Origin of the sequence: Gimesia sp. (assembly GCF_048262075.1) — a bacterium.
GTDB lineage: Bacteria > Planctomycetota > Planctomycetia > Planctomycetales > Planctomycetaceae > Gimesia.
This window is the reverse complement of record NZ_JBLXFK010000010.1, coordinates 74,723-90,786: the sequence shown is the minus strand read 5'-3', so window position 1 is coordinate 90,786 and position 16,064 is coordinate 74,723. Positions and strand designations below refer to the sequence as shown.

At 50.5% G+C, this 16,064-nt stretch carries 11 protein-coding genes; 3 read left to right on the top strand and 8 right to left on the bottom strand.

From position 1 onward, the window contains the following. Positions 1-345: 345 nt before the first annotated feature. The 4 genes from ACN0YH_RS19075 to ACN0YH_RS19060 all read right to left on the bottom strand — a co-directional run bounded on the left by ACN0YH_RS19075 (position 346) and on the right by ACN0YH_RS19060 (position 4,761). Positions 346-570: a DUF5989 family protein gene (locus ACN0YH_RS19075; RefSeq protein WP_417381177.1), complete on the bottom strand. Its 225-nt coding sequence runs from the start codon at positions 568-570 to the stop codon at positions 346-348. Positions 571-618: 48 nt separating this feature from the next. Beyond that, positions 619-1,035, bottom strand: a complete 417-nt coding sequence (locus ACN0YH_RS19070) for an SxtJ family membrane protein (RefSeq protein ID WP_417381176.1) — start codon at positions 1,033-1,035, stop codon at positions 619-621. A gap of 37 nt (positions 1,036-1,072) precedes the next feature. After that, positions 1,073-2,911 (bottom strand): carbamoyltransferase, encoded by a 1,839-nt coding sequence (locus ACN0YH_RS19065; RefSeq protein WP_417381175.1) that lies wholly within the window; start codon positions 2,909-2,911, stop codon positions 1,073-1,075. Positions 2,912-3,000: 89 nt separating this feature from the next. Continuing rightward, on the bottom strand, positions 3,001-4,761 hold the full coding sequence (locus ACN0YH_RS19060; RefSeq protein WP_417381174.1) for a CRTAC1 family protein: 1,761 nt from the start codon (positions 4,759-4,761) through the stop codon (positions 3,001-3,003). Between the two features lie 304 nt (positions 4,762-5,065). Between ACN0YH_RS19060 and ACN0YH_RS19055 the strand changes: the two genes are divergently transcribed. The 3 genes from ACN0YH_RS19055 to ACN0YH_RS19045 all read left to right on the top strand — a co-directional run bounded on the left by ACN0YH_RS19055 (position 5,066) and on the right by ACN0YH_RS19045 (position 9,517). Beyond that, on the top strand, positions 5,066-7,294 hold the full coding sequence (locus ACN0YH_RS19055; protein ID WP_417381173.1) for a tetratricopeptide repeat protein: 2,229 nt from the start codon (positions 5,066-5,068) through the stop codon (positions 7,292-7,294). Positions 7,295-7,367: 73 nt separating this feature from the next. Further along, positions 7,368-8,576 carry an SGNH/GDSL hydrolase family protein gene (locus ACN0YH_RS19050; protein WP_417381172.1) on the top strand — a complete coding sequence of 403 codons (1,209 nt, stop codon included), beginning with the start codon at positions 7,368-7,370 and terminating at the stop codon, positions 8,574-8,576. 83 nt (positions 8,577-8,659) lie between these two features. Further along, positions 8,660-9,517, top strand: a complete 858-nt coding sequence (locus ACN0YH_RS19045) for an alpha/beta hydrolase (protein ID WP_417381171.1) — start codon at positions 8,660-8,662, stop codon at positions 9,515-9,517. A 9-nt stretch (positions 9,518-9,526) separates the two neighbouring features. Here the strand turns inward: ACN0YH_RS19045 and ACN0YH_RS19040 are convergent, their stop codons facing one another. The 4 genes from ACN0YH_RS19040 to ACN0YH_RS19025 all read right to left on the bottom strand — a co-directional run bounded on the left by ACN0YH_RS19040 (position 9,527) and on the right by ACN0YH_RS19025 (position 16,050). Beyond that, the gene (locus ACN0YH_RS19040) at positions 9,527-11,887 is read right to left on the bottom strand and encodes a heavy metal translocating P-type ATPase (RefSeq protein ID WP_417381170.1); all 2,361 of its coding nucleotides are present in this window, start codon (positions 11,885-11,887) and stop codon (positions 9,527-9,529) included. A 27-nt stretch (positions 11,888-11,914) separates the two neighbouring features. Further along, the gene (locus ACN0YH_RS19035; RefSeq protein WP_417381169.1) at positions 11,915-12,187 is read right to left on the bottom strand and encodes a 2TM domain-containing protein; all 273 of its coding nucleotides are present in this window, start codon (positions 12,185-12,187) and stop codon (positions 11,915-11,917) included. Positions 12,188-12,458: 271 nt separating this feature from the next. After that, a complete protein-coding gene (locus ACN0YH_RS19030) occupies positions 12,459-14,510 on the bottom strand; it encodes a thioredoxin-like domain-containing protein (protein WP_417381168.1) in 2,052 nt (683 codons plus the stop codon). 199 nt (positions 14,511-14,709) lie between these two features. Beyond that, a complete protein-coding gene (locus ACN0YH_RS19025; RefSeq protein WP_417381167.1) occupies positions 14,710-16,050 on the bottom strand; it encodes an ABC transporter permease in 1,341 nt (446 codons plus the stop codon). Between the last annotated feature and the right edge of the window lie 14 nt (positions 16,051-16,064).

The following is a 16,064-nucleotide window of genomic DNA, read 5'->3' as shown; positions in this document are numbered from 1 at the left end:
CGAATGAATTATTCACAAGAGAAGCTTAACTGTGTTTTGATGTGCTTCTTTTAGGCTACCAATAAACACTCATAAAGGAAAGATTTTTTTATAATAGATATAAAGAAAATGTTATTTTTAAAATTTCATAACAATCGATTTCCGCCTGTACAGTAAGCAGGAACTCGCTGTTCGAAAACAGGTGTGTCCGTTTATCAGCTTTTAGACTGTGTCCAGTTTTACCGTAGCGTCTACAGGGCTGTTTGGCCCGAGTATATTAGATTGAGAGACGCGATAGCCAAACACGACACAGTTGAAGAATCATTGATGACCAGGATTGCCGAACTGCCAGAGCAATACGCCTGATTAAATCGGATAGATAAACGGGGCGATCGCGCTACCACTGATGAGTATCAGCAAGCCAATCAACAGCAGCGCGATAATGATCGGCGCTAACCACCATTTCTTGTTATGCTTCAAAAAATCCCAGAACTCGGCCAGGATTCCGGGTGCCTTCGATTCAGATTGCGACAGGAAATCAGACGTCTGTGCTTCAGATGCATTCGATTGCGAATCGGACTGTTCTGACATTTTCTTACCTCTGATATTATTCTTCCGTAACCTGAAATCTCAACCACATCAAAACTGACGAAAATAATCCTGCTCCTGCCTGACGCGGCGTTCTGTCTTCCAGTAGGAAGTCGCCCGCGAATCAAAGCGTCTGCCAACCAGATCATGTCCCAGCAATCGTAAGATGAGTCCGATCGGCGTGATCAGCAGGTAATATACCACAGCAATCAACAGACAGGAAACAATCCAGCGAATGGGATACAGCAGGATCATCCACCCCAGATAAAGGGGCTTGATCATCGCTGGTGCAATCAATCCCACCAGTACGATCAGCGCGCCAATCGCCGAGAGCGTAACCGCCAGTGGAACCGAAGCCGACGCGCGAAAGCTGACAAATGCGATCAGTGCCAACAGACAGCCCAACGCCACTGAGAAAATTCGCAACTCGCGTGGTGAAGGTTTCCAGTTGATTTCTGCTAATGCCATCTTCAGGGTACTACTTTCTTATCCCATGTTCGAACGTTTAATCCAGAGCGTATTGATCCAGATGCAGGTCATCTTCAAAGGCGCGTGCATCAGGCTGTTCTGACTTAAGAATCACAAACTGCTCCAGCACAAGTACGTCCATATTCGTTGCCATAAAACACCGATACGCGTCTTCCGGACTGCAGACAATTGGTTCGCCACGCACATTAAAACTGGTATTAATCATGACCGGTGAATCGGTCAACTTTTCAAAAGCGGTGATCAATTTGAAATACCGTCCATGACGACTGGCATCGACAGTCTGCAAACGGGAAGAAAAATCGACGTGTGTAATCGCCGGCACACTCGAACGAATCAACTGCAGCTGCTGCAGGCCTGTGAGCTGTTCGCTGTCTGCGGGCAGCGTATTTCGTTGATGAAGTTGCACGTCAGCCACTTGCAGCATGTAAGGGCTGTCTATACCGGGAGGAAAATCAAAATAGTCAGCGACCCTGCTTTGTAAAACTGAAGGAGCAAAAGGGCGAAATGATTCTCGAAACTTGATCTTCCGATTCATGATCGACTGCATCGTTGTACTGCGCGCATCGCCGAGAATGCTTCTCCCTCCCAATGCTCGCGGCCCATATTCCATTCGTCCCTGCATCCAACCGACCACTTTTTCATCCGCGATAAAACCGGCAACCTCGTTACACAATTCCTCTTCATCAGGGCGGTAGTGGTACACGACTCCCCTGGTATCCAGAAATTCTCGAATCTGCGTCTCAGAAAAACGGGGGCCCAGAAAACTTCCCTGCTGCTGGTCTTCGGCTTGAATCGGTCGGGGCTTCTTGAGTAACTGATTCCAGATAAACAACGCCACACCCAATGCGCCCCCTGCGTCTCCCGCTGCGGGCTGAATCCAGATTTCTTCAAAGGGACCTTCCCGCAGGATCTTACCATTGGCGACGCAGTTTAAAGCAACGCCTCCTGCCATACAGAGCCGCGACAGCCCGGTCTGTGCATGCACGTGCTGCACCATTTTCATCAGAATCTCTTCGGTCACCACCTGGATGGAAGCAGCCAGATCCATATCACGCTGTGTAAGTTGCGATTCAGGCTGGCGGGGTTCGCCCCCCATCAACTGATGAAATTTCTTCGAGGTCATGGTCTGACCATGACAATAATCGAAATAGGATAAATCGAGACGAATTGATCCATCGGGCTTGATATCCACCAGATTTTCGCGAATCAGATTGGCATAACGGGGCTCCCCATAAGGAGCCAGCCCCATCAGTTTATATTCGCCTGAGTTCACCTTGAACCCGCAATAATAGGTAAAAGCCGAATACAACAACCCGACTGAGTGAGGAAAGTAGAGTTCACTCTGAATTTCGATCTGATTTCCTCGCCCGATCCCATAACTGGCGGTCGCCCATTCTCCGACGCCATCCACGGTCAGAAAAGCCGCCTCTTCGAAGGGAGAGGGAAAGAAGGCGCTGGCCGCGTGTGACTCATGATGTTCAACGAACACGATCCGCTTCTTGTACTGCTGATTTAATCCATCATGGATCACGCGGGGAAGATGCAGCTTGGTTTTAAGCCAGCTGGGAATGGTATTCAGAAACGCTTTGAACCCCCACGGCGCGAAAGCCAGTGTTGTTTCCAACAGGCGTTCAAATTTTAAAAATGGTTTTTCATAGAAACCCACCAGGTCGATCTGGTCGGGGGTCAGGCCTGCTTCTTCCAGACAGTACGCGATTGCCTGTTCCGGAAAGGCCGCGTCATGTTTGATTCGGGTAAACCGCTCTTCCTGGGCAGCAGCGATAATCTCACCATCTACAATGATGGCAGCTGCTGAATCATGATAGAATGCGGAGATCCCCAGAATCGCGGTCATGCAGTACTCAGTCCGAATATTGAAAAGTCAAAGAGGGTTGAACCGTCAACACCTTAGTACCACAAACAAAAGTGGATCTGCAAGAGCGGTTACTGCCCTGTCCCCTGAATCAGCGTCAGTTCCCCCTGGTTTGGCAAATCGTTCCACTCTTCGCGACTTCCATCAGGCCAGGTGAGAACCAGGCTTTGAATTGAAGCCGCATTGCCTGTGGGTACGATTACACGAGGGTCGCTGGACGCCTGATAGCTGCCACCCGCCGGGATCACCAGAATCTGCTCCACATCGTCGGTCACGACTTTCAGAGTGCAGCCCAAAGGTGTCCGCGGGCCCTTCACGCCGATGAATCGTAGTCGCACACTCTTGCCTTGCATTGAACTCTCATTCTGCAGGAGGGCCGCCGGTTTGATTTCATGCGTCGCCAGCAAGTCGGCATCACCATCGTTATCGATATCCCCGACGGCAGTTGCCCGCCCCAGGAACTTGGATTGAAAATACGGCCCCGACTGTAATGAAACATCCTGAAACCGTTTTCCCTGCTGATTATAAAACAGCTGTTGAGTCATTTCGTATTCATGCTCGGTTCCCAGTGTGCTCAAATCCCAGATATGCCCGTTCGCGATGAACAGATCTGGCCACTGGTCCAGATTGAAATCGGCAAAAATGGTTCCGAATGCCAGCATGGGTCGTGATGTCGTATCCAGTCCCAGACGAGAATTGGTTGTCAGATAACCGCCGACCTCCAGCTGTTCATAAAAATCGTTGGCTGCATTTTCAAAATTGGTGACGAACAGATCCAGCAGACCGTTGCGATTGAAGTCGGCACAGGCAATCCCCATGGACGACTGCGGTTCCCCCTGATCGCCGACCGCGACCCCCAATACCAGTGCCTGTTCCTCGAATTTCAGGTTTCCCTGATTGATAAACAGAAAATTATCCGTTGTGTCATTCGCCACGAAAATATCGAGCAGGCCATCCCGATTCAAATCTACAATCTGTACTGCCAGCCCCTTACCACCGATGGGTTGAATGATACCTGCCGACTCTGAGCGATCAACAAACTGACCATTCCCCCGATTCTCAAACAGCAGATCCTGCTGCGCAATTCTGCCAATTGGTCCGCAGGAAATCTTCACCCGCTGAGAGCCGATGGTCGTATAGCAGGGTGGATCATCGCGGGAATACTCGACATAGTTGACCACATAGAGATCCAGGTCACCATCCCCGTCCAAATCACCAAAGGCGGCACTCGCGCCCCAGTGTTCATCTCCGGTCAGTGTTGTCTCCGTGATATCGGAAAAGGTGCCATCTCCGTTATTTTCCCAGAAATAGTTTTTGCCATACGTGCATAAATAAAGGTCAACAAACCCGTCATTGTTATAATCCCCGCAGGCAACACCCATGCCGAAGTCGGAGCGTTCTACACCAGCTGCCGCAGCGACGTTTTCAAATAGCAATGTTTGAGGAAGTGAACCCCGGGAACGATACAAGCGATGCACTTCGCCTGCGTCCTCAGCCGGGCGATCAAAATGGGAGCCATTGGAAAGAAACACGTCCAGACACTGGTCGCCATCATAATCAAATAACGCGACCCCACCCCCGTTCTGCTCCACCATGTAATGCTGCGGACTGGGATTTCCATAATAGGTAAATCCGAGACCACTCTGGTGAGCGATGTCCACAAACTGAAACGGGGATGACTTCGCAGTAGTTTTCGGAGACGACCTGTCAAGTTTGATGTCGGGTGCTACCTGACTGACAGTCGTTTGTTCTGGTTCTGGTTTAGTCTGATCACAACCGCTGCCAAGTGAAACATAGAACAGGAACAGGATAACGGGAAGTCGGTGATACATCTTGAACGGAATCAATTTCACTTCACCCCTGAAACAGTAAGAAATTTGAATTCGACTGCCTGCCGGTTCATTATTTGTAAGCGTCCACTCAGATTCAATCGAATTATCTGATTCTTCCGCGAGAGCAACGATGAAGAATACGGGACAGGCTTCTCTCACCCCGAATCAGGATTGATTTGCTTTCCCTCAATAAACATTGTTAAATAGGATCATACAACGGTTGCAGTACCGAAGCGAGTCAATCCTCGGCGGAATTCCCATAACAGATTCCCCGGACAGGTTTGACATATTAAGATCACCATCGATGAATGACACAGCTCCAATTGAATCAGATGAAGCCTCACTGTCATCCGACGAAAAAGTTAACCAACAATCATTGTTTAAGGTTTCGTTACTCTATCTGATTGTGCTTCTCCTGGTGTTCTCCCGCTGCCTGGCGTATCCACTGCTGGACTGGGACGATGAGATGCATCTCACGCAGAACCCCAATCTGAATCCCGTATCATTCAGCAGCCTGGGAACCATCTGGACCGAGCCTTACGAAGGACTGTATATCCCCCTCAGTTACACTTTTTTTGCGGGTGAAACGGCGATCACCCGACTGCTGGGGGGACAGAATAAGGACGCGCTCTCACCATACCTGTTTCACACAGGCAGCCTGTGCCTGCACCTCATCAATTCGCTGCTGATCTACCGGATTCTGTTACTGCTGGTCAAGGAGGAACGGGCAGCCTGCCTGGGAGGCCTGTTGTTTCTGCTGCATCCACTGCAAGTAGAATCAGTGGTCTGGATCAGCGAAACGCGAGGACTGCTCAGTAACTGTTTTTCGATTGCCGCGATCTATTATTCGCTCAAATTCGCATCTATCACTCCTGCTCACGAGCAACCCGTTTCTTCCGCCCCGCCCCAGCCCGCTCTTGTCTCACGTGGCCCTCTGATTGCCGCCAGCCTCTGTTTTCTGCTCTCCCTGCTGGCCAAACCCAGTTCTGTAACGACCCCTTTGATCATTGGGATTCTTGTGATCGGCTTTTTCCCCGCACAGTTAAAGTCGCTTCGCTCCTGGATCGCTGGCTGGCTGATTCTGGCTGTCGCCTTCATTCTGCTGAATCGTGGAGAACAGGCGGAACTGCTGTTTGAAAGTCCCCTGTGGGCTCGCCCGTTGATCGCCGGTGATTCACTGACCTTCTATTTATGGAAACTGGTCGTCCCTTACCCACTGGCGATGCAGTACGATAAAAGTATCCGGCTGATTCTGGAGACCGAAACAATTTACTGGTTCTGGATCATTCCCGGCGTACTCTTACTGACCTCCTGTTTTGTCAAGCAACGGCGGATCTGGTTGACGATCGCCGGAATCTTCATCGCCGGGTTGCTGCCTGTACTGGGACTGATTCCCTTCGCCTATCAGTTTGTATCCAATGTCGCAGACCGCTATGTCTATCTTTCCCTGCTGGCCCCTGCGCTGGCGTTAGCCTGGCTGATGCGTGGCGTTTCCAGTCCTGCACCGCGGATCGTGGTCATGGTACTTCTGATGGTCTGTGCCAGCTTGAGTTTTTTCCAGACAGCCAACTGGGCCAGCAATCAAAGCCTGTATCAGCATTGCCTGGCAGTCAACCCACGTGCTTTTATCGCGTTGAGCAACCTGGGGCATCTTGCCTTTCAGTCAGGGAAATATGACACCGCCCTGCATTACTTTGAAAAATCACTGGCCGTGATCCCCGATGATGCAGGCACCCATCAGAATCTAGGCGCTACGCTGATGAAACTCGGCAAGGAAACAGAGGCGATCAAACACCACCAAAGTGTGCTGAAAATCGATCCACGGCATCCGGGAGCTCACCTGGCATTGGGTGTCTATTCTGAATCACAGGGTGAGCTCAAAGACGCTTTCGATCATTATCTGCAGACCTTGCAGGCGGATCCCCAAAACGGTGCTGCGCTGCAGGGACTGGGAAATCTCGCGCGCAAACAGCAAAACTTTAAGGACGCATTGAAGTACTATCAAAGAGCATTACGCTTTCAACCTGATGACGTTTCCCTGAATCAAAATCTGGGCATGCTTTACCTGGAACTGGGGGATGAGCAGAAAGCACAGCAACAGTTTGAACGTGCGCGGAAACTGGGTGGATTTAATCCGGCGAGCGAATTTAACCTGGGCCTGATCGCTGCAAAAAATCAAAACTTGCCTCAGGCGATTCAGCATTATGAAACGGCTCTGAACAATCTCGACCCACAGGCTGCTGCTGATCTTTATCAAAAGGTACGTCAGGAACTGGCGCTGACCTGCAACCTGCTGGGAACCATTCTGCAACAACAGGGACAACACTCGCAGGCAATAACCCGGTTTGAAACCGCAATCAAATATGCAGATGACTTTGCCCCTGCTTACTATAACCTGGCAGAATCGTTACAGCAGCTGCAACAGACCACCGCAGCGCTCTCCGCGCTCAAAACCGCATTGAAATTGGTGCCTGCCGGATCTGAACCCGCCCGGGATATCCAAAAACGAATTGATTTGTACCAAAAACAATAGAAACGACGTGCTCACAAAACCTATAATCAGAAACTCACACTACTGAAACCTTTTCAGACAGATCGAAACCCCTTTGAATCAGACTACAGAGATTCCATCCAGTCAGAACACAACCGAACGCAGCAGGAACAAAACCATTCTGTTTCGACTCGCCGCCCTGGGCGTGGGACTGCTGCTCAGTCTGGTTGTCGTAGAAACACTCGTACGTGTATTTCACGTCGAGCCCCCACGATTGATTTCCAAACGACAGCTCGCTGATCTGACAAAGCAGGACCAGATTACCTACTATCAATGCTATCCTGACAATCCTCACGAAGAATTCTCGGCCGTCCCAGATACCTCGCATGGGAAATGGGAACTCCTGACTTATACGCTCAATCCGAAACCCCTGCCACTCGACCGCCTCACAGAGACACCCTGGTGTGTGAAATACACGCATTCATCCAAAGGGATTCGGGACCGCGAATATTCAAACGAGGCGCCAGATGATGTAATGCGCATTGCCTGTATAGGAGACTCTTTCGTCTTCGGCGAAGGGGTTCCCATTGAAAAAACCATCTCCCGCCAACTGGAATTTCAACTGGGGAAAAAATATGAGGTCATCAATGGCGGTCAAGTGGGTGCAAACACCATGGATGAGCTGCAGATACTGGCAGCCATCACACGGGAAGCGGACTGCCATCGGGCAATTTTTGTCTTTATTCCGAATGACATCCCGTTGCATCCGCGACTCGCGGAACGTCAGAAGTACATCAACGATCTCGTTCAGATCCGGGATCAGTACCTCGATGATTACAAAAAGAACAGCTGGCATGGAGGCTACTTAAAATCTGTTGGACTGTTGACCGCTCCTTTCGAAATGGAGAAAATTAAACGGGAAACCGTGCAATGGTATCTCGACTCGTACGACCCTGAGTTCAACAGGGAAAACCTGCGTGTTTTCAAAGAAACAATTCAAACAATTCCTAAAATCCCAGGCTGCCGCTCCGTATTTGTAATCTATCCACTGATGGAAGGGTTTGAATCGGAGTACCCGCTGAAACCCATTCATACCCAGGTCGCAGCGATCGCAGAAGAGGCTGGACTGCCCGTGCTGGACCTGACCAGTGCTTTTGCAGGACAGAACACCTCAGACCTTTGGGTGCACGCCACAGACCATCACCCCAACGGGAAAGCCAATGCGATTGCGAGTGACGCAATCATTGACTGGTTGAAAAAAGATGTCCCCTGGTTTCTCAAACCAGACCCACCACAAGAGACAAAACCTGACACAGAGTTTTAATCGCTGACAGGTTAACTTCTCGTCAGGAAAGTACATCACACGTAAAACGTTTCATTTTAATATTGATATTACAAGGTAGAGCGATGCGACAGCGAACAATTGGATTCACCCTGGTTTTACTGATGTTGTTTCCCGCGATGTTACAGGTCTCCCAGGCAGAGGAAACCGACGCCGGTTACAAAACGCTGAACGAGATCCCGTATTACACGGCAGAACAGTCACAACAGAACGAATACATGCAGGAACGCTGCAAGCTGGACCTGTATTATCCAACAAACATCAAGGATTTCCCTACAGTCGTCTGGTTTCATGGTGGCGGCTTGAAGGGGGGCAGGAAATCCATTCCCAAAGAACTACAGGACCAGGGAATTGCGATTGTGGCTGTCAACTACCGTCTGTTTCCCAAAGCCAAAAAACCGGCCTACCTCGAAGACGCTGCTGCTGCCGTGGCCTGGACGTTTCAGCATATCAAAGAATATGGCGGCAACCCCGATCTGATTTTTGTCGCCGGACATTCCGCAGGCGGTTACCTGACCAGTATGCTGGGACTGGATAAACGCTGGCTGGCAGCGCATGACATCGACGCGAATCAGATCGCCGGCCTGATTCCCTACAGTGGCCACTGCATCACGCACATGACCGTTCGCGAAGAAATGGGAATCGAACGCGATCAACCCATCATTGATGACATGGCTCCCCTGTTTCACGCCCGCAAAGATGCCCCGCCGATCCTGCTGATCACCGGAGACCGGGAACTGGAGTTTCCTACGCGCTACGAAGAAAACGCCTACATGCACAGCTTGTTAAAAGTGGTCAAACATCCGCAGGCTCAACTGTTTGAACTGGATGGTTTTACCCACGGCACCATGGTTAAACCAGGTCATTTCCTGCTACTGAAAGAAGTCAGCCGTATCGTCAAAGCGAAAAAACAGGCTGACTGACATTAGCTATCAGGATTGTGATCGCAGTCGGAGTGCATTGCCAATTACGGAGATTGAGCTGAAACTCATGGCTGCTGCAGCGATCATCGGACTTAACAAAGCATGCATGCCCAGGAAGGGGACCAGAATCCCTGCCGCGATCGGTATGCCCAGGGCATTATAACCGAAAGCAAACAGTAAATTCTGATGGATGTTCTTCATTACCAGTCGACTGAGGTCAATGGCATCGACGACGCCACGGAGATCCCCTTTGACCAGTGTGACTTCGGCACTTTCAATGGCGACATCCGTTCCTGTTCCCATAGCGATGCCCACATCGGCTTCCGCCAGGGCCGGGGCGTCGTTAATGCCATCTCCTGCCATTGCGACTTTGTGACCTGCATTGCGCAAGGCCTTGATTTTTTCATATTTGTCCTGTGGCTTCACTCCTGCTTCTACTTCATCAATGTTGAGTGATTTCGCGACCGCGCGGGCCGTCTTTTCATTATCGCCCGTCATCATCAGAATCGAGAGTCCCAGTTCATGCAGCTTCTGTATTGCCTGAGCAGTGGTTTCCTTGATCGGATCTGAAACAGAAAGAAAGCCGGCAAACTCATTTGCCACTGCGATAAAAATAACGCCCTGCCCCTGTTCGCGGAGCTGGTCTGCCTGCGAACTCAGTTCCTCTTTGATGTTGATCGACTGATCCCGTAAAAAGGAAGCGCTGCCAATCAGGACCAGCTTTCCCTCGACAGTGCCTGTGACCCCTGCTCCTGTGACTGAGTCAAACTCACTCACGTCCTTCAGTTTCAACTCACGTTCTTTTGCAGCAACCACAACGGCCTGTGACAGGGGGTGTTCGCTGTGCTGCTCAACGGAAGCTGCGATCTGCAGCAGATCTGCTTCGCTGTAGTCTGCAGCAGGCACACATTCTGTCAGTCGTGGTCGACCTTCGGTGAGTGTGCCCGTTTTATCAACAACCAGCGTATCTACTTTCTGCAGGGTCTCGAGCACTTCTGCGTTTTTGATCAGAATGCCCTGCTTTGCACCACGACCAACGCCGACCATGATCGACATGGGAGTCGCCAACCCAAGCGCACAGGGACAGGCGATAATCAACACAGCCACCGCATTGATCAGGGCATAGGCGAAGCGGGGTTCCGGTCCCAGCCAGCTCCAGAGCAGAAAGGTAATCACGGAAACCGCCAGGACTGCAGGTACAAAACGTGAGGCAATGGTATCCACCACCCGTTGAATCGGTGCCCGACTGCGCTGTGCACTGGAGACCATCTGAATGATCTGTGACAGCAGGGTTTCTCCCCCTACTTTTTCCGCTTTCATCAGGAACGAGCCGGTCTGATTTACAGTTCCTCCAATGACGTCGTCCCCCTGCTCTTTCGTGACAGGTACTGCTTCGCCAGTAATCATCGATTCATCGATCAGACTTTTTCCGTCCTGAACGACTCCATCGACGGGCACTTTTTCTCCAGGGCGCACACGCAATAGATTGCCTGCCTGTACTTCTTCCAGCGGGATCTCCTGTTCTTCGCCCTCGACGACCAGATGGGCAGTCGGCGGGGCAAGAGACAGCAGTTCCTGAATGGCGCTGTTGGTCCGTTTGCGGGCTCTTAGTTCCAGCATCTGTCCCAGCAAAACCAGAACAGTGATTACCACCGTCGCTTCAAAATACAGCTCGACTGCTCCCTCATGTTGAAAGGAAGCGGGAAAAATACCGGGGGCCAATAGTGCGATCACACTATAAACATAGGCAGTGCCGGTACCAATTCCAATCAGCGTGAACATGTTCAGATTCATGCTGATGATCGAACGATAGGCGCGTTCAAACAGAGGCCAGCCTGCCCAGAACATCACCGGTGTCGCGAGTATGAACTGAATCCATCCGGATACTTTGGGCGAGAACCAGTTCTGAACCGGAAACCCGGTCATGGGCAACATCGCCAGCAGGAATACCGGCAACCCCAGTATCAGCCCACCCCAGAAGCGACGGGCCATCCGCTCATATTCAGCTGCTTCCTCAGGTGATTCCTCTTTCTGAGGCATCAACGGTTCCAGATCCATACCACAGATAGGACAGCTGCCTGGCCCTACCTGTTCAATCTCCGGATGCATGGGACAGGAATAGATCGTACCGGCGGGTACATCTTTGGATTTCTGTTTGTGAGACTGGTGCTCCGCATGCTGGTCGTGCCCCTGATGCTGATCATGGTGACAGCAACTGGGCTTTTCTGCCGGTTTCGGTTCTGCATGCTGCGCCACGAATTTATCGCGGCACCCCTGACTGCAGAAATACCAGGTTTGACCATCAACGGTTTCATGCAATGCAGTGGACTCGTCGACTTCCATATGACAGATTGGATCAGTTGCAGTCATGAAGTGCTTTTCTATTGATGTTTTAATCTACTGATTGAGTTTTGACTGTTCCTTCTCAATCATTTTTTCTTTTAAGCTGGCCGTTCGGGCAGGTCCGAAGACTTTAAAGGCATGAAAGACCACACCAATTCCCCAGCCCAAAAGAGGCCAGATAAACCAGTATTTGTCTGGAGACCGCGTCAGGTTTAACGCAATCAGGCCAGCATTGACAACAACATAAATACCACAATGAATCATAAAGCCCATTTTCTTCTCGACCCGCTCTTTTGCCAGATCGTAATTTTTTTCATTCTGTGCCATTATGGTTCCTCCTGTCTCAAATTTTATACCGCAGTTCGTCTTAAAAGAACAGTACGATTTCGAGCTGTCTTCCAGAGTAACAATTTGCAATTGCCATGCCAGTCTGCTTTTACAGACAAACTTTGACTGGATGTTGCTTAAAACACGGCTTTCCAGGTAAAACAGGTTAGATGGCAGTTTTTGTCGTGGATGCCGTTATTAAAAAACGGTTGCTGTCCTGTCAGAATGAGAGGTCAGCAACCGTTAATTTGTCAAATCTTGCCTGTTGTGATTACTCTTTTGAAAGATCCAGAGTCAGAGAAACAGTGTCCGTTTTGGAAGTCTGGTCAGCCTGCAGAGGAAGATTCCACTGGGCAGAATGCTGTTTACACAGACCGCCAACCCCATCGCGACAGTAGCCAAACCGCAGATTCAAAACATATGTGCCAGTCAGTTGCTTTAAGGCCGGCAGTTGCAAAACCAGTTGATTTCCTTCAACGGTCCCTTTTCCCCGGGCCAGGATGACTTTAGGGTTCTCAGCCGATTTGAAGATAAACTTCACCGGCGCCAACGGGGAAAGTTTATATTCCGCGGGCAGTTGGGGAGTGACTTCGATTTTTAACGCAGCACCGGGAGCGACTTTCTGGGGGGCCACACTTAATGCCTTGTCTGCAGCAGCCGCAAAGCTGTTATCGACGGTTTTCGGCAAGCGGGGAGGTGTTAAACCAGCGATTTTGAATTCACTGACTTTGTTATCGTCCAGGTTCACGACACAGATCCGCTGATTGTTAGTATCAGCCACATACAGTCGATTCCCCACCTTCGCCAGGCCCGATGGTTCAGAAAACTCAACCGGATTCAGACTGTTTCCCTCTTTGCCAGTTCCCAGAAACGTTTTGACTTCATTCGTCTTCAGGTCAATGGTTTTCAGTTTATGATTGTAGGTATCGGCAATAAACAGACGTCCGTTATCATACAAAACTCCCAGCGGATGCTGCAGACGTGCCTCTTCACCAATGCCGTCGATGTCACCAAATTCGAACAGGGACCTTCCCCGTTCGAGATCGGAAGTGCCTGCGATTGTGGAAACCGTTTTGTGCTTCGTATCCACCTTGCGAACAGCAGAGCCTTCACTGTCGACGACATAGAAAATTTCGCCATCAACGGCGATGCCTGACGTCTGCGCAAATGCGGATGTTTCCAGGGGACCGTTGGTAATGTCTTCCCGGCCGGAGCCGGCATAAACGCCGATCTCTTCGGAACCGAGTTTGTGGGACCAGATCTGATGCGGGCCCGCCATGCAGATATAGAGCACATCATCAATCGCCGCCAGCGCCCAGGGACTGTTCAGAGCAGCCTCTCTCAGCTTCCCACCTGCAGAACGAAAACGCGCCTGTTCTCCAGTACCTGCCAGTGTACTGACCTGTTTCTTATCGAGATCGACTGTGCGGATCAGATGATTTTCCGTATCAGCCACATACAACGTGTTCCCGACCAGAGCCATTCCCTGCGGATGATCAAAGGATGCTGTTTTAAAGTCGCCATCCTGGCTGCCGATCTGACCGGAGCCAATGACGTCAATCAGTTTGCCATCCAACGAAGTAATCACGATCCGGTTATGGTTACTGTCAGAAATAAACAATCGCTGCTGGGCGGCATCAGCGAGCAGTTTGCCAGGGAACTTGAGGGGCGTCTGTTTTAATTTGGTCGACTCCAGTTCGAAATGCACGGGAGTTTCATCGAGTGTCCCCTTGGCACGATGATAGGCGATGACTTTTTCCAGAATTTTATCAAGCACTTCCCGATTGCCTTCGCCTGACAGATGACCGCAGTAATTTCCTTCCGGGTCGATCAAGACCATTGATGGCCAGGCACGTACACCAAACTTACGCCAGACCGTCATATTGGCATCATTGATGACGGGGTGTTTGATTTCATAGCGCTGTATGGCGCGACGGATATTATCGGTCTCTTTTTCATTATCAAATTTGGCAGAATGACATCCAATCACCACCAATTCGTTGGGATACTTCTTCTCGAGGTAAGCCAGATCGGGTAAGACGTGCATGCAGTTGATACAGCAATAGGTCCAGAAATCGATGAGGACAACTTTTCCCCGCAGATCTTTCAGTGTGATTTCTCCGGACGTATTCAACCACTCGACACCACCATCAATACTCGGTGCCAGGGGACGATCCGGAAAGGGATTTTTGATTTCAGTATCGGCTGGGTCAGCGGGCGTTTTTTCATCAGCAAAAGCAGACGAGAAACTGCCGGCGAACAGCAGGGTAAAAAGTGCAACAGTGCAGGGGACTTGATTCAGAAAAGCTGACTTTCCTGGCATGCCTGATTCTCCGTTTTCTGGTTGGCAACATGAGGTAGGTTCAAAATAGGATGCGGGTGCTGCGGAATGAGCACACCTCTATTGTAAGAGGCAGGTGGTGGAGTGGAACAGCTCAACCTGAATTTTTCACAGACGATTTCAGATTCATTGATAACCCAAAATGAAACAATCAGCGTAACACCAGACCGCTACTTGAAGTTTACTCGTGCCGCAGTGCTTCAATCGGATCGAGGCGTGCTGCCGAAATTGCCGGGTATATCCCGGAGATAATTCCTATGGTTACAGAAATACCAAAGGCAACAGGCAGGCTCCAGAAGGCAATTTGGGGATGGAGGTCAAAAAACATGCGGCCGACTTCCGAACCCGCGGAATTTCCTTCCATGACAAAGTTCTGTACGAACCACTGAATCCCCAGAAAGGTAACAGGGGTCAGAAGTCCAAAAACGACTCCAATCAGCCCCCCTGATCCGGCCAGTACAATCGTTTCGGTAAGGAACTGTTCGATGATATCAATTTGACGCGCCCCCAGCGCACGTCGCACACCAATTTCACGTGTCCGTTCGGTGACGGTCGCCAGCATGATGTTCATAATTCCGATGCCTCCCACCACCAGACTGATGGCGGCAATGGAACCCAAAACAACGTTAAAGATCATCCGGATCTGTTCCGCCTGTTTCAACAGTTCCAAAGGCACGACCACTGCGTAGTCTTTGGTACGTGGGTGTGACTGTTCCAGCGTCTCGCGAATTGCCTGTGCTGTTGGCAGTACAGAATCTTTATCATTTACGCGCAGTGTGATCTGATTGAGTTCAATATGTTCGGCTGTCATACTACCAGCCTGATTTTTGATATCCAGATCCCCTTCACGGGCCTGTAAGGTTTTGATGGGAATATAAACGTCTTTGTTATAATCCTGGCCGGAAAGACTGCCTCCAATGGCTGCGGACGCCGTCCTGTCTTTCGTGACGCCGACCACTGTGTAAAACATGGGACCAATCCGAATCGACTTTCCGAGAGGGTCCTCAAATTTAAACAGACTGTTGGCCACTTCGTTGGCAATCACGGTCACGTTCAACAGCTTCTCTTGATCGCTGCCTGTCAGGAATCGTCCCTGGGACAGTTGCAGATGATTCATCTCCTGATAGTCGGCGGTGCAACCCACGACGCGGGCATTCATGGCTTCTTTAAGATAACGAATTTCCCGATCCACTTCGCGAATGGGGGCGGCGCTGGTAATCGTGGGAAGAGTTTCCGTCAAGATTTTATAGTCAGAACGCAGCAGGCCGTATTGCAGAACGCGGCTGCGTGTTGAAGACTGCGTGACCTCATGGGGCGGTTTGACACTGCGGACAATCACATTCGTGGCCCCCAGTTCGAGAACCTGCTTCTGTGCCTGGGCGCTGGCACCTTCACCAATCGCCAGCATCGCGATCACCGAGAACACACCAAACACAATCCCGAGCATCGTTAATCCGGACCTGAGCTTATGCAGCATTAAGCTTTTTAAAGCGAGCCGAACAATACGAATAATACGGGACATGCCAGAGGCCTGAG

Bases quoted from the DNA above. Each gene is read 5' to 3' on its own strand.
- ACN0YH_RS19045 (WP_417381171.1), top strand. From the start codon at position 8,660: ATGCGACAGCGAACAATTGGATTCACCCTGGTTTTACTGATGTTGTTT.
- ACN0YH_RS19075 (WP_417381177.1), bottom strand. From the start codon at position 570: ATGTCAGAACAGTCCGATTCGCAATCGAATGCATCTGAAGCACAGACG.
- ACN0YH_RS19070 (WP_417381176.1), bottom strand. From the start codon at position 1,035: ATGGCATTAGCAGAAATCAACTGGAAACCTTCACCACGCGAGTTGCGA.
- ACN0YH_RS19030 (WP_417381168.1), bottom strand. From the start codon at position 14,510: ATGCCAGGAAAGTCAGCTTTTCTGAATCAAGTCCCCTGCACTGTTGCA.
- ACN0YH_RS19040 (WP_417381170.1), bottom strand. From the start codon at position 11,887: ATGACTGCAACTGATCCAATCTGTCATATGGAAGTCGACGAGTCCACT.
- ACN0YH_RS19060 (WP_417381174.1), bottom strand. From the start codon at position 4,761: ATGTATCACCGACTTCCCGTTATCCTGTTCCTGTTCTATGTTTCACTT.
- ACN0YH_RS19025 (WP_417381167.1), bottom strand. From the start codon at position 16,050: ATGTCCCGTATTATTCGTATTGTTCGGCTCGCTTTAAAAAGCTTAATG.
- ACN0YH_RS19035 (WP_417381169.1), bottom strand. From the start codon at position 12,187: ATGGCACAGAATGAAAAAAATTACGATCTGGCAAAAGAGCGGGTCGAG.
- ACN0YH_RS19055 (WP_417381173.1), top strand. From the start codon at position 5,066: ATGAATGACACAGCTCCAATTGAATCAGATGAAGCCTCACTGTCATCC.
- ACN0YH_RS19065 (WP_417381175.1), bottom strand. From the start codon at position 2,911: ATGACCGCGATTCTGGGGATCTCCGCATTCTATCATGATTCAGCAGCT.